Raw genomic sequence first — 14804 nt, 5'->3', positions numbered from 1 at the left:
TTGCAGGAGGAAATAACATGAAAAATCTGGAATTAAAGAAAAAATTTAGAAATAAATATGTCATTCGCGTGGCAGCAGGAATGGTGACCGTGGCAGTCATCGGAACCAGCGCAGGTGTGAGCACATACACGGTGCGGGCGGAAAAACAGGAAACGGTGCAGGAAACGCAGGACGAAGAAGATACGGAGGAAAAGGCAAAGGAAACTCTGGAGAAAGCATTGTCCATCGGAGAGGAAAACGAAGAAGCCGGTAAAGAAGAAACCGTTTACGTTGTGGCAAGTCCTGACGGTACTGCCAAAAATGTGATTGTAAGTGAATGGCTGAAGAATAAAGACGGAGCCGCAACTGTGGAAGACGTTTCTGATCTGAAAGATATTGAAAATGTAAAAGGAGAAGAAACCTTTGAAAAGAACGGGGATAAGATAACCTGGCAGGCAGACGGCAAAGATATCTATTATCAGGGAACCACGGAAAAAGCTCTTCCTGTCACGGAAAAGGTAACGTATTTCATGGACGGAAAGGAAATGTCTCCGGAAGATATGGCAGGAAAAAGCGGGAAGGCAACCATCCGCTTTGACTACACCAACAATGAAAAAACCACACAGGTCATTGACGGAGAAACATATGAGGTGTATGTGCCCTTTACCGTTATGACAGGAATGATTTTACCGGAAGACTATGCAAATGTAGAGGTAACCAACGGAAAAGTGATTTCCGACGGAGATAAAAAAGTTGTTGTGGGCATGGCAATGCCCGGCCTGAAGGAAAGCCTTGCCATAGAAGAAGGAGATCTGAAAGAGGATATTGAAATTCCGGAATATGTGGAGGTAACGGCAGATGTGGAGAATTTCTCTCTGGAAATGACCATGTCCATTATCATGAATGACCTGGTGGGACAGGCGAATCTGGGAGAAGGCTTTGACCTGAGCACCCTGGACGAGGAACTGGACACCCTGACAGACGCTTCCGGAAAGCTGATAGATGGAAGCAGGGAGCTGTCAGAAGGACTTGGCACCCTGAAAAAGAGCATGAAAGAATTTGCATCCGGAGCAGGTACCCTGAAAGACGGTATTACAAATTATACCAGCGGAGCATCACGGTTAAATGAAGGGATCAACACCCTTGCCAGCTCTTCCGGTACGCTGACAGAGGGGGCAGATACTTTAAACAGCAGCGCTGCAACCCTGAATCGGGGTGTGGCAGAACTGGATAAGACTCTGAAAGCCAAAATGACAAAGGAAGAAAAAAATGCTCTGATGAAACAGGCAGACGCTGCCATTGAATCCGCCTTTAAGGATGGCGAGACCGGAACAGAGGCAATCAGAAATCAGGCCTCTTCTGTATTCTATGACAGTCTTGCCAATAATGAGGGAGCCAAAGCCCAGGTGGCAGCAGGCCTGAATACCTATACGGAAACGGTGCTGAATACGGTGCTGAGTCAGGCCTTCAGTCAGGCGGCAGCTCAGGGAGCGAAAAACCAGGCGATGGTACAGTATGCGCCGGCAGCCATTCAGCAGGCTGTTGTGGGAGTCGCCGATACGGTTGAAAAAGGGACACAGGCGAAGACAGCGGAGGTGACTGCAAATGCCATATCTGCCGGCCTGTCAGAAAAAGCGCCACAGATTATAGCGGCGGTTAATGCGGGTCAATTAGATGAAGCTGCTTTGCAGGCCATGATAAACGATGCCTGTCAGCAGGCAGGTGCAGCGGTGGGAGCAAATCCGGATATTTATGCAGGAGTTATGGCGAATGTGGATGGTCAGAAGGAAGCCATTGCCAGCCAGACCATGGCCGGGCTGGAAGCTCAGGTAGACGCAGGCCTTCAGTCAGCAGACAGCCAGGCACAGATTCAGTCCACCGCCGCACAGCTTACCTCTTCTGCAGTGGCGGCAGCCATGGGCAATGAAACTTTAAAAGCAGGCATGAACTCCACTGCCTCCCAGATTGTAACAGGAATTGCAGCAGGTGCAAAAGATACCGTTGGTTCCGCAGTGGCTGATACTGCCAAAACGGCAGCTAAAACAGCAGCAGAAACCGCAACGCTGACTGCAGTTGCAGGTACGAAGGCACAGATTTCCGAGGCAATCAATGCAAAAGATAAAAACAGCGGCCACAGCCTGGTCAGCGGTATGCAGGCACTGAGCAACGGGACACAGACCATGAGCGACAATATTCCGGCGCTGACGGCAGGCATCTCTCAGCTGACCAGCGGAGCAGCTACTCTGGTTTCCAACAACGGAGCGCTGGTGGAGGGAGCAGGAAAACTCTCAACAGCAACGGGACAGATTGAAGATGGTGTGGATAAACTGGCAGAAGGTTCTGACAAACTGATGGACGGTATGATTCAGTTTGATGAAGAAGGAATTCAGAAACTGCTGGATGCCTATAACGGAGACGTTAAGGAGCTGTTAAGCAGGCTGGAAGCAGTAGTGGAGGCAGGTAAGGAATACCAGACCTTTACAAAAGTTGCAGAGGGAACAAAAGGATCTGTAAAATTTATTCTTCGTACCGAGGGAATCAAAGCAGTTAAGGAAGAAGAATAAACAGGCAGACAGGGCAGGAGCGGAGTTATGAGTGTTGTGGAAGAGCTGATTATTATATTGGGAATATCTCTGGATATCTTTGCAGTGATGGAGTGCCAGGGGTCGCTGGTGGCCAGAGTGGAACGGAAACAGTTAACGGCATTCTGCGGAATACTGGTGGCGGGGCAGGTATTTGCTCTGGGAATTGGAGATTTCATTTCTGTACTCCTGTGCAGAAGCATAGGAAAAAAGGGAGATATTTTTCTGGGCCAGGTAGTTGCAGCCGCAATTTTCCTGTGCCTGGGAGTCAGGCTCTTTCTGAAAGCCTGGCGGAATGAGCGGATTGTAGAGCGCCGGGAAGAAAAATTTGATGTTCTGGAATTTGTCAGACTTTATGCAAGAACCAGCATTTTTACTCTGCTCACCGGCCTTGCCTTTGGATTTCTGGAAAGCAGTATGTGGATTATTCTGATACTTATTACCATAATGACTGTTCTGGTGACGGTATCCGGTATGTATACCGGTTACCGGCTGGGATTTGAGCATAAAATAAAAGCCTATCTGGCCGGAGGATTTCTGCTGGTTGTGGGCGGAATGAATGTGATTATCAGCCGCATATGGGAGCTGATATAGAAAAATAAAATGAGGATTACATGCAGGACATACCAGGGCGGATAAAAGCATGTCCCTTTTCAGAAATGCAGCAGGATTCTTTATTACCAAAAAGGAGCTGAAAAATCATTTGCAGATTTTTCAGCTCCTTTTCAAAGTCTGAACGGTATCATAAGTTATCAGCTTCAGAATCCCTGCTGCGGCTTTCCGGCATGGGGAATTCCCGTATATTCCTCAATGTCACGGTTCAGAGTAACCAGATCTTCTCTGATTAAATCGTGGACAGAGCTGTGTCCGGTAATTCTTGCGAAGGTTTTCAGCTCTTCCAGTGTTACGTTCAGGAAATTGGCTGTACGCTGTGCCGCTGCATCAATATGCAGACGTGACCTCAGTTCCGGATCCTGAGTGGCAATTCCCACAGGACAGTTGCCGCTTCCGCAGATTCGATACTGCTGGCAGGCTGCGGCTATCAGGCCTGCGCTGGCAATGGCAACTGCATCGGCGCCCATGGCCAGTGCTTTTGCAAAGTCAGAAGAAACACGCAGTCCCCCGGTAATAATCAACTCTATGTCAGAATGGACAGAATCAAGGTATGTTCTTGCCCGGTGCAACGCATAGATGGTGGGAATACTGGTGGCTTCCCGCAGAAACAGCGGGCTGGAGCCGGTGGCCCCTCCCCGGCCGTCAATGGTGATGAAATCAGGAGCCGCATAAACGCACTCAGCCAGATCCTTTTCGATGTTTCCGGCCGCAATCTTAATGCCGATGGGGCGGCCTTCCGAACGTTTCCGGAGCATATCCACCATCTGTTTCAGATCTTCCCTGGAACTGATTTCCGGAAATTTGCTGGGGCTTTGAACATCCTCTCCCATTTTTTTCCCGCGCAGTGCGGCAATTTCTTCCGTTACCTTTTCACCGGGAAGATGGCCGCCCATGCCAGGTTTGGTGCCCTGCCCTATTTTGATTTCTATTGCGTCGGCTTTTTTCAGATTTTCATCCGTTACACTGTATTTGTTGGGAACGTATTCAAAAATATATTTGTAAGCGGCCTCCTGTTCTTCCGGCAGTATACCGCCTTCTCCGCTGCACATGGCAGTTTTTGCCATGCAGGAGCCTTTGGCCAGTGCAACCTTGATTTCTCTGGAAAGGGCTCCGAAGGACATGTGGGATATGTAGACCGGGTGTTCCAGTATCATGGGTTTTTCGGCATGTTTTCCGATAACGGTCCGGGTATCCACCGGATCTTCTTCATTCAGCGGAAAACGGGCAAGCTGGGCGCCCAGAAGCAAAATATCATCCCATCCCGGCAGAGCCATCAGCGTTCCCATGGAGCCGCCGATGCTTTTTCCGGTAACAGCCATTTCGTGGATTTCCTCCATGTACCGGGCTGATTTGTCATGGCGTTCAAACCGGGCGTCATAGGCAAGATCCCCTTCAAAGGCTGCTGCTTCTTCTGTGCTGTCATCTTCTGAAATTTTTTCGAATTTGGATATGGGCTGTTTGCAGACCGGGCAGGCCTCCAGTTCTTCCAGCTTTTTTCCTTCTTTTTCCTCATCAAAAATTGCTCCGCATATGCTGCATTTGTATACTGCCATATTTCTCCTCCTTTGTTTTATAAAAAATAATATCAGTAATTATTATTATTTTATATAAGAAAAAGAGAACTGTCAAGGGTACAAATCGTGATAAAGTAAAATAAACAGTGGCGATAATAGTCGTTTCGTGATAGAATAAGAGAAATGAACAGAACGGGAAAGGCCGGAACATAATTATGAACGATAGCAGCAATATTGCATATGTAAGTATATCAGAATGGAATAAAAAGGTAATGCGCTTTATCTGGATCAGCACAGGTCTGGTTATTTTTATTGAAGTGCTGCTGTTTGTTTTCTTCCAGCCGGTACCGGAATGCAGTAAAAGAGAGTACTGGGAAATTTTTGTTTTAAGACCCAGTATTCTGATGGTGCTGGAAGCCGCCTGCATGGAGCTGACTTTCCGCTGTCTTGGGAAAATTCTGGGGGAACAGGTGATTACGGTAGTGTTTCTGATGATGCAGTTTGTGCTTCTGGGGACTGTGGTGGCTGTACACAGTTCTGTGCCCTATATGTGCATGGTACTGACCTACCCGGTAATTTTTGCCAATGTATACCGGGAAAAGTATTTTCGCTATGTGGCTTTTGTGATGGCGATTCTGGTTTATGCAGCCATCAATTATGGGATTATTCCCTCCACGGAGTTTAAGCCTGACAACAGCAAAGAGGTATACCTTGTGATTTTTGTGGGCTTTATCATGGTGGCTTTTTCTTTCAGCAAGGTACTGACCTCTGTGGTGGTGAATTTTGAAAAGGAGAATCAGAAGATCCATCAGGAGAAGGAAGAGATTCTGGAAATTTCCCAGAGGGATTCCATGACCGGCCTTTACAATCACAAAATTTTCTATGACAGACTGAATGATCAGCTTCAGAAATGTGACAAGGACTATCCTCTGTCGCTGATTATCATAGATATTGACAATTTCAAGAGAATCAATGATACCTTTGGACATGCCACGGGGGACAATGTAATTCTGAAAATAGTTTCCCTGATTCAGAACAATATAGATGAAACCGATATAGCCGCAAGATACGGCGGCGAAGAATTCGGGCTGATTCTGGTGGGAAAAGGTGAGATGGAAGCCTATAATCTGGCGGAACGGATTCGCCGGGAGGTGGAACAGGTTACAGTGGAAGGCGTTACCGGAAAAATAACCATTTCTCTGGGGATGACCGAGATACAGCCTCAGGATAAAAACAGCATTCTGCTGTTTAAGGAAGTGGATGCGGCATTATATGAGGCGAAACAGACCGGGAAAAATAAAACGGTCTGCCGGGGCTGGAAAAAGGGAAGTAATAATGATTATACTTACCGTCATTTCAGCAGCCGGGAAGAAAAACCCATGTCATAGACAGGGGGAATTTACCGGAATGGGGCCAGAGAATCCTGCTTTGCAGGATTCTTTTTATTCACGGATATGTTCCAGTCCCTGGTCAATGATGGTGAGCACATGGGAATCCAGCAGAGAATAATAAATGGTTTTTCCCTCTCTGCGGTTTTTGACCAGCCGGTTCTGCTTCAGAATACTGAGCTGGTGAGAGATGGCGCTCTGGGACATGCCCAGTTCCTTTGCAATATCATAGACGCATTTCTCCTGGTCTACCAGAGCGTACATAATCTGGAGTCTGGTAGGCGTTCCGAATATTTTAAATAATTCTGCAAGTTCTTCAAATTCTTTCTGATTCATGAAAATTCCTTTCGTTCAGGCGGGGCTTTTATTGCAGTCACCCTGCCCCTGTTATTGATTATACCGTTAAAAATCTTTCACATCAACAGAAAAAAGCAACAAATACATGTATAGTTATGATATAATATGCACTGAGGAGGGACCCATCCTGCCTTTGGGCAGGACGGGAGGAGCCCTGAGTGCGGAACCTGGCGTACTGCACAGCAGAATTGTAATATGCATATGCACTGAGGAGGGACCCATCCTGCCCAAAGGCAGGACGGGAGGAGCCCTGAGTGCGGAACCTGGCGTACTGCACAGCTGAACAGTAATATGCACTGAGGAGGTGACACTGCAGCATGGAACTGGAACTTACAATAAAACAGACACAGAAGCTGGCCCTGACGCCTCAGATGGAACAGTCTCTGTTTATGCTGCAGATGGGCGGACCTGAGCTGGAGCAGTATATTGAAGACGCAGTGCTGTCTAATCCCATGCTGACCTGTCAGGAGCCGGAAGAGGAGAAACAGGAAGAACCGGAAGCAGAGATTCCCGCAGAGTGGGAGCGAAAGACATATTATATGGCCGGGGAACCCTGTGTTTTTGGACAGGAGCAGGAGTATATCAACGGGCTGGTAGATGAAAAAAGCTGCGGAACCAGTCTGAAAGATCATCTCAGGATGCAGCTTTATACATGGAACTTAAATTCCACAGGACAGAAAATTGCAGAATATCTGATAGAGTGTATGGAAGAATCCGGATACCTGAAAATGAGCAGTCTGGAGATTTCCCGTATTCTGGGTCTGACGGAGCAGCAGGTGGAAGGAGAAATCCGCACTCTGCAGAAACTGGAGCCATGCGGCGTGTTTGCCCGGAACCTGCGGGAATGCCTTTTATTGCAGATTGCACAGCTGGAAGGCGATACAAAAGACTTATACACACTGGCTGCAGACTGCACAGATGAAATCATACATAATAAAATACCGCAGATATGCCGCAAAACCGGATGGAAGCGGGAAAAGGTACAGGGGCTGATTGCCCGGATCCGGGAACTGGAACCTGTGCCGGGACGTGGGTATGGAACCGGAACCCAGGGAGAATTTATCTATCCTGATATTACGGTACGGAACAACCATGGAACGTATCAGATTATTTTAAACCGGGAAAGAATCTCATTTCCCAGAATCAATCAGGAGTATCTGCCCCTTCTGAGCCGGGAAAAATCGGGAGCAGACTATGAATATCTGCAGGAACAGTACCGGGAGGCCAGAATCCTTCTGAGAAACATGGAACGGAGAGAGGAAACCCTGCGCAGAGTGGCGGAGGCTGTTGTGGAACGGCAGGAAGCATTTTTTGAAAAAGGAAAAATGTACTTAAGTCCCCTGAATCTTGCAGATATTGCACAGGACACAGATCTTCATGAATCTACGGTAAGCCGGGCGCTGAAAGAAAAATACCTGGAATGCCGCTGGGGAATTTTTGAACTGAAATATTTTTTCTCCAACAAAGGAGCAGAGAAAAATGCACGCTCCTGCATAGAAAAAATCATTCAGGAAGAGGATAAGACAAATCCACTCAGTGATTCCCGGATTGTGCAGGAACTGGCAAACATGGGAATAGACATTTCCAGACGGACGGTGGTGAAATACCGGGAACAGCTTCAGATTCCCAATGTCCGCCAGCGGAAAGAATATCACTGAAGTTCAGGAAGAAGGAAAGCGTGATGAGAGAAGACAGAACGGAAGCAGTGGTGAAAATTCGCAGTGAAAAAGGACTGCACGTGAGAATCGCAGCCATGCTGGTGCAAAAAGCGGAAAGGCTTCGGCGGAAATACCATGTGAATTTCCATATCCGGCGGAAAGGATTTCATGACGTGCCTCTGACCAGCCTTCTGCTGGTTACTTCCATGAAAATCAAAAAAAATGAGGAAATCATTCTGATTACCCAGGGAGAGCAGGTAGAAGAAGCCGCCGCGGAAATGAAAGAGTTTCTGGAAGGAGATTTTCTGGAAAATGATCTGAATCTGAATCAGGCGGAACTCAGCCAGGTGGATACGCTTTTACAGGAACACGTAATCACTGCGGAAAATATATACAGCAGTATTGCCAGCGGACTGGTGGTGACAGACAAACAGGAAACCGTTATAATTTATAACCGGGAGGCAGAAAAGCTGCTGGGCATTCCGGAGAGAGAAGCACTGGGCCGCAGGGCCGAAGAAGTGTTTGGGGGCAGTAAAATGCTGCGGGCCATACGGGACAAAGAACCTATGACCGTCTATACCCAGACCATCGGAACTTCTACCATGGTGGGAAATACCAGGCCCATACTGGAGAACGGGGAAATAAAGGGAACCATTACCACATTAGAAGATGTGTCTCAGCTGGTGCGTATCAGCTGGGAATTTGAAGAAGTAAAAGAACTGAAAGAAAAATATTATCAGATTCTGGAGGCTGTACAGGACGGGATCTGCGTATTTGACCAGAAGGGCATTGTTACCTATGTAAACGGGGCCTGGCAGGATATCACCGGGGAACAGGTACAGGAGGGCGCCGACATACTGGCTTTTGACGACGGAGGAAGCGCTGCCAGGGTACTGGAAAAAGGCCAGAAAATCATGGGTACCATCTGCCAGAAAAAGAACGGGAAAAATCTGGTGCTGAATGTGGTCCCCATCATTGTAAATCAGCAGATTTTGGGGGGCATTTCCGTGGTGAAAAGCCTGAGCGAGGTACAGGAACTGGTGGAGCGCATTCACCATCTGTCAGCCAAAACGGAATATCTGGAAGAAGAGCTGAACAGGCGCAACAAGCTGAACCCGGCATTTAACCGGATTGTGGGTATCAGCAGCAAACTTTATGACGCCATGCAGCTTGCGGCAAAGACAGCGGACAATAATTTTAACGTGCTGATCCGGGGAGAAAGCGGCACAGGCAAAGAGCTGATAGCAGAAGCCATTCATTATTCCAGCGGGCGGGCCAGCCATGATTTTATCCGGGTAAACTGTGCGGCCATACCGGAAAATCTGCTGGAAAGCGAGATGTTCGGCCATGTGAAAGGAGCCTACACAGGAGCCATTAAGACGAAAATCGGAAAATTTGAGCTTGCCCATAAAGGAACGATTTTTCTGGATGAGATTGGAGAACTGGACAAATCCATGCAGGCAAAAATGCTGCGGGTAATTCAGAAAAAAGAATTTCAGCGGGTGGGAGACGACAGGACCATCCAGGTGGACGCCAGGATTATCGCCGCCACCAACCGGAATCTGGAAGAACTGGTGGAAAAGGGAGAATTTCGGGAGGATTTGTACTATCGTCTCAATGTAATTCCCATCTGGCTGCCGCCTCTGAGGGAACGCCGGGAAGATATTCCGGTGCTGGCAGAGCATTTTCTGAACAAAATTGCGGCAGATTTAAACCGGGAACCCAAATATTTAACGCCGGAAGCCATGGAAGCCATTCTCCGGTATTCCTGGCCGGGAAATATCCGGGAACTGGAAAATGTGATGGAGCGGGTTAATATTCTGGCTGACAGAGCCCAGGTGGGGCGAAAAGACCTGCCCCATTATATCAGCGAAAATTATACCGGCGGATCTTATGAAAAGCATGGTTTTGCATATGGAAATTCCGGGGCGGAAAACGCGGCAGCCGGTGAAGGGCGTATTTCTCCCCAAAACAGCCTGAGCCTTCCGGGAGATATGGGGTGGGAAGCTCAGGAACTGTATCCCTGGGAATATTACGAGAAAGAAATTATAAGACGGGCGCTGGAAACATACGGAAGTTTTAACGGAGCGGGAAAAGCCCTGGGGCTGACCCATAAAACCGTGGCGTCCAAAGCCCGGAAATATCAGCTGGAAACAAAACGGTGAACAAACTGGCACAGAATTTGCTTATATATTAAATATAAGCGATTGGGGAAAATTCCCCAATACATGCCAGATAAATATATAAAGAGACAGGAGGATTTTTATGGCAACCAAAATATATCAATGTATGCAGAAAATCGGAGAAGATATCATTGCAAACAAAGAATTTCTTACAGATCTGGATTCCGCAATCGGCGATGCAGACCATGGAATCAACATGGCAAGAGGATTTACGGAAGTATTGCAGCAGCTTCCTCAGGATGAAGAAGATATCAGCGTGATTCTGAAGAAAACAGGTATGGTACTGTTATCCAAAGTGGGCGGAGCATCCGGTCCTCTGTATGGCACTGCATATATGAAAGCAGCGGGCGCTGTAAGCGGGAAAAAGGAAATCACACTGGAAGATACAAAAGAGATGATGGAAGCAGTAATCGGCGGCATTAAAATGCGCGGTAAGGCAGAACGGGGAGAAAAGACCATGCTGGATGCCCTTGAGCCGGCGCTGGAGGCTCTTACAAAGGGAATCGAAGCAGGGGAAAGCCCGGAAGACTGCCTGAATCATATGTGCGACGCGGCAAAAGAAGGAGTGGAATTTACCAAAACCATCCGTGCTACCAAAGGACGCGCAAGTTATCTTGGAGACAGAAGTATCGGACATCAGGACCCAGGCGCAACTTCATCTCTGATTACACTGGAAGCAATTCGTGCATTTTATCTGGAAAATATAAAGTAACATAAAGCGAGGTAAATATGGTAGGATTATTGATTGTTTCCCACAGCAGAAAAGCGGCGGAAGGAATTTATGAACTGGCAGTACAGATGGCAGGAAAAGACCACCGTGTCGTGGCAGTGGGAGGTATGGAAGACGGAAGCATCGGAACAGACGCACTTCGTATCCGTCAGGGCATTATGGACGCCAGCGACGGGGACGGCGTGGTGATTCTGGCAGATCTGGGCAGCGGAATTTTAAGTTCTCAGATGGCCATAGATCTTCTGGAAGAAGACATTGATGTGGTGATTGCGGACGCACCCATTTTAGAAGGGGCAGTGAGCGCAGCTGTGCAGGCGGCCATAGGCGGAACCATGGCAGAAGTTGCAGAAGCGGCAGAAATGGCGAAACAGTTATCAAAAGTAGAGTAAAAAATTGTTAATTCTTTCACAGAATCCCTGTTTGTGCTGTAAAGCACACAGAATGGAGGAAATCATGAAAACAGCAACTTATACTGTGACAAATGCATTGGGAATCCACGCAAGGCCTGCAGCCGACATTGCAAGATTTGTCGGAAAGCACAAAAGTGAAGTGACCCTTACCAACGGAGCCAAAAAGGCCAATGGGAAAAGTGTTCTGATGATTACCGCGCTGGGAGCCAAAAAGGGAGCGGAAGTGACCGTGACTGTTTCCGGTGAGGACGAAGAAGAAGTTTTTACACAGTTAGACGATATGTTCGCTCATGGATTTTATGAGGAATAGGAGAGAAAATATGCTGGTACGTGGAAATGTTGTAGTGGAAGGCGTTGCGGTTGGAACCATCCGTTTTCTGAACATGGATTACGAAAAACATCTGCAGTCTTACATAGCCGGAGGGGTCGGGGAAGAAACCGAAAAATACGAACATGCACTGGCCATGGCGAAAAAAGATCTGGAAACCATGTTAGAATCCGGAGAAAACCTTTCCGAGAGCGAACTGGAGATTATGGGAGCCCATCAGATGCTGCTGGAAGATGTGGCGTTTGTGGAAGCAATTACCGGGTACATACAGCAGGCAATGACGGCACCGGCGGCAGTTTTACGGGCGGTTTCTGATTTTAAAGCCATGTTTGACGAGATTGACGACCCTTATCTTAAGGAGCGGCAGAATGATGTGGTGGATGTGGGAAACCGCCTGATACGAAAAATACTGGGACTGGAAGAATTTTCCGTGGAGGGAGATCAGGTCATTTTGTGTGCCAGAGATCTGGAGCCCTCCGTTATGGCGGGCCTTCCGGAGGAAAAAGTGAAGGCAGTCCTTCTGGAAAACGGGAGCAAGACTTCCCATACGGTGATTATTGCCAGGGCAAAAGGCTTTGTGACCATGGTTGGGGTGGAACTGACCCCTCAGATGGCAGCCCAGGGCGAAACGGTTCTGGTGGACGCTGTCAGAGGAGAGGTTACGCTGCAGCCTTCTCTGGAGCAGATACAGGAATTTCAGGAAAGAGTCCGCAAACAGGAGCAGGAGCGTACCGTTCTGATGGAACGGGCCCAGCTTCCGGCCTGCACCAGAGACGGAAAGGAAGTGCTGGTGGCCGCCAATATCAGCAGTCCGGAGGATATGGAGAAAACCTCTGTATATGGCTGCCAGGGCGTGGGACTGTACCGGACAGAATTTTTCTTTATGGAGTCTCCTGAACTTCCTTCAGAAGAAAAGCAGTTTGAGGCTTACAGGTCTGTGGCAGAGCAGGCAAAAGGCGCTTTATGTGTCATAAGAACCCTGGATATCGGCGGAGACAAGAGCTGTGACTGCCTGAAACTGGCAGAAGAGGAGAATCCTTTTCTGGGGTTCCGTGCAATTCGAATCTGCCTTCAGAACAAAGAGATGTTCAAAACCCAGCTTCGGGCTATTATGAGAGCCGGCGCTTATGGAAAAGTTGGAATTATGCTTCCTATGGTGACCATGCTTTCCGAGGTTACAGAAACCCGGAAGCTGATGGAGGAAGCCATGGAAGAACTGAGAAATGCGCAGCTTCCCTTTGATGAAAATGTTCCCCTGGGAATTATGGTGGAAACACCGGCCTCCGTGGTGATGGCCCCTGTGTTTGCCCGACATGTGGATTTCTTCAGTATCGGTACCAATGATCTGGTGCAGTATACGCTGGCAGTAGACAGAGGGAACCAGACAGTAAATTATATTTATGATTATTTTGACCCGGTAGTCATACGCTCCATTTTTCAGGTGGTGACGGCCGCTCACGAAGCCGGAATCTGGGTGGGTATGTGCGGCGAAATGGCGGGAGACCGTCTGGCCATGCCTTTCCTGACGGCAGTGGGTATGGATGAACTGAGCATGAGTGCCTCTCAGGCGCCGGCTGTAAAAGAACAGATCCGTAATCTGGATTCCAACCGGTGTGATCTTGAGGAACTGCTCCGGTTTACAGATAAAGAGGAGGTTCGGGCTTACCTGGAGAAGGTTGGTAGTAATGGACAGGATACCTGGTAAAAAATATCAACCTGGTAAAAAATATCAAAGACAGAAAAGAATGAAGGAATATCCTGCCATTTGCAGAAAGACTGAAATGGCATGGATTTTGCTTAATATATTTATATACCATAATCACTTTGTGATATGGCAGCTGATGCAGTTTAACAAGGCGTAGTACAACGCAGGGAGAAGGAGGAAATTGCTTTGAAAAAAATGATTAACAAACCGGATGACGTAGTAGAAGAAATGTTACAGGGGATTGTAGCAGCACACCCGGAATATGTAAAAAGGGCAGAAGGATGTGACGTTCTGGTAAGAGCCGGTGGCTCTCAGGGGAAAGTAGCGCTGGTAAGCGGCGGCGGAAGCGGACATGAACCGGCACATGGCGGTTATGTTGGAAAAGGTATGCTGGACGCAGCGGTTGCAGGAGCCATGTTTACCTCACCTACACCGGATCAGGTATATGAAGCAATTAAGGCATGCAACGGCGGCAAGGGTGTTCTTCTGGTGATCAAGAACTACACCGGTGACGTAATGAACTTTGAGATGGCTGCAGAAATGGCCGGAGACGAAGGCATTGAAGTGGAAAAAGTTGTGGTAAACGACGACGTTGCAGTGGAAAACAGCACATGGACCACCGGAAGAAGAGGTATCGCAGGTACCATTTTTGTACATAAAATTGCAGGCGCATGCGCAGAGGCAGGCGGAGATTTACAGACGGTAAAGGCTGCAGCAGAAAAGGTTATTGCAAATGTTCGTACCATGGGTATGGCAATTGCACCCTGTACTGTTCCGGCAGCAGGCAAACCGAGCTTTGAGCTGGGTGAAAATGAAGTGGAAATCGGAATGGGAATTCACGGTGAGCCGGGAACCCACAGAGAAGAAATCCGCACAGTAAAAGAAACCACCGATACACTGTTAGAGAAGATTTTTGCAGAAGACATTTATCATGAAGGCGATGAAGTTGCTGTTATGGTAAACGGACTGGGCGGAACCCCGCTGCAGGAATTATATCTTGCAAATCTGAGAGTATCTGAAGTGCTTGCAGATAAGAAGATTAAAGTTGCAAAGACACTGGTAGGCAACTTCATGACATCCATTGACATGGCAGGCTATTCTGTAACACTGCTGAAACTGGATGATGAGCTGAAAAAATATCTGGAAGCTCCGGCAGACACACCGGCATTTGTTCAGGTATAAATTCAGAATAAAAAGGAATCCCGTAAGCGGGGTTCCTTTTTTCTTCTATAGGGAAGTCCCTGTCACGCTAAGGCGCGAAAATGTCTTTCTGCAGAAGAAAAAATAATATGCGCAGGGCCTGCCGCAGAATGCCCTTGCTGTCTGGCAGAATTGATGTTATAGTAAGTGCATAT

General features: G+C 47.9%; 12 protein-coding genes. 10 read left to right on the top strand and 2 right to left on the bottom strand.

The window, feature by feature from the left end; translation table 11 throughout:
- Nucleotides 1-17 precede the first annotated feature (17 nt).
- Nucleotides 18-2543 carry an X-X-X-Leu-X-X-Gly heptad repeats protein gene (locus C805_RS21705; RefSeq protein ID WP_016216173.1) on the top strand — a complete coding sequence of 842 codons (2526 nt, stop codon included), beginning with the start codon at nucleotides 18-20 and terminating at the stop codon, nucleotides 2541-2543.
- A gap of 27 nt (nucleotides 2544-2570) precedes the next feature.
- A complete protein-coding gene (locus tag C805_RS21700) occupies nucleotides 2571-3155 on the top strand; it encodes a manganese efflux pump (RefSeq protein ID WP_016216172.1) in 585 nt (194 codons plus the stop codon).
- A gap of 164 nt (nucleotides 3156-3319) precedes the next feature.
- Here C805_RS21700 and C805_RS21695 read toward each other — a convergent pair whose 3' ends face one another.
- A complete protein-coding gene (locus C805_RS21695; RefSeq protein ID WP_016216171.1) occupies nucleotides 3320-4729 on the bottom strand; it encodes a glutamate synthase-related protein in 1410 nt (469 codons plus the stop codon).
- Between the two features lie 176 nt (nucleotides 4730-4905).
- On the opposite strand from C805_RS21695, the gene C805_RS25485 reads away from it, so the two are divergent.
- Complete coding sequence (locus tag C805_RS25485) at nucleotides 4906-6078, top strand: GGDEF domain-containing protein (RefSeq protein ID WP_016216170.1); 1173 nt, start codon at nucleotides 4906-4908, stop codon at nucleotides 6076-6078.
- 54 nt (nucleotides 6079-6132) lie between these two features.
- On the opposite strand, the gene C805_RS21690 is transcribed toward C805_RS25485, so the two are convergent.
- Nucleotides 6133-6414, bottom strand: coding sequence for an ArsR/SmtB family transcription factor (locus C805_RS21690; protein WP_016216169.1), 282 nt, complete (start codon nucleotides 6412-6414; stop codon nucleotides 6133-6135).
- Nucleotides 6415-6752: 338 nt separating this feature from the next.
- Between C805_RS21690 and rpoN the strand changes: the two genes are divergently transcribed.
- The 7 genes from rpoN to dhaK all read left to right on the top strand — a co-directional run bounded on the left by rpoN (nucleotide 6753) and on the right by dhaK (nucleotide 14631).
- A complete protein-coding gene (gene rpoN, locus C805_RS21685) occupies nucleotides 6753-8093 on the top strand; it encodes an RNA polymerase factor sigma-54 (RefSeq protein WP_016216168.1) in 1341 nt (446 codons plus the stop codon).
- A 23-nt stretch (nucleotides 8094-8116) separates the two neighbouring features.
- Nucleotides 8117-10258: a sigma 54-interacting transcriptional regulator gene (locus C805_RS21680; RefSeq protein ID WP_016216167.1), complete on the top strand. Its 2142-nt coding sequence runs from the start codon at nucleotides 8117-8119 to the stop codon at nucleotides 10256-10258.
- A 100-nt stretch (nucleotides 10259-10358) separates the two neighbouring features.
- Nucleotides 10359-10988 (top strand): dihydroxyacetone kinase subunit DhaL, encoded by a 630-nt coding sequence (gene dhaL / locus C805_RS21675; RefSeq protein WP_016216166.1) that lies wholly within the window; start codon nucleotides 10359-10361, stop codon nucleotides 10986-10988.
- Between the two features lie 17 nt (nucleotides 10989-11005).
- A complete protein-coding gene (gene dhaM, locus C805_RS21670; protein ID WP_016216165.1) occupies nucleotides 11006-11395 on the top strand; it encodes a dihydroxyacetone kinase phosphoryl donor subunit DhaM in 390 nt (129 codons plus the stop codon).
- A 64-nt stretch (nucleotides 11396-11459) separates the two neighbouring features.
- The gene (locus C805_RS21665) at nucleotides 11460-11726 is read left to right on the top strand and encodes an HPr family phosphocarrier protein (RefSeq protein WP_016216164.1); all 267 of its coding nucleotides are present in this window, start codon (nucleotides 11460-11462) and stop codon (nucleotides 11724-11726) included.
- 10 nt (nucleotides 11727-11736) lie between these two features.
- Nucleotides 11737-13449, top strand: coding sequence for a phosphoenolpyruvate--protein phosphotransferase (gene ptsP, locus C805_RS21660; protein WP_016216163.1), 1713 nt, complete (start codon nucleotides 11737-11739; stop codon nucleotides 13447-13449).
- 186 nt (nucleotides 13450-13635) lie between these two features.
- On the top strand, nucleotides 13636-14631 hold the full coding sequence (gene dhaK, locus C805_RS21655) for a dihydroxyacetone kinase subunit DhaK (RefSeq protein ID WP_016216162.1): 996 nt from the start codon (nucleotides 13636-13638) through the stop codon (nucleotides 14629-14631).
- Nucleotides 14632-14804: the final 173 nt, after the last annotated feature.

It is taken from the genome of Eubacterium sp. 14-2, from assembly GCF_000403845.2.
GTDB lineage: Bacteria > Bacillota > Clostridia > Lachnospirales > Lachnospiraceae > Petralouisia.
Note: the sequence above shows the minus strand (reverse complement) of the source record. Positions and strands in the feature narration are given on the sequence as shown.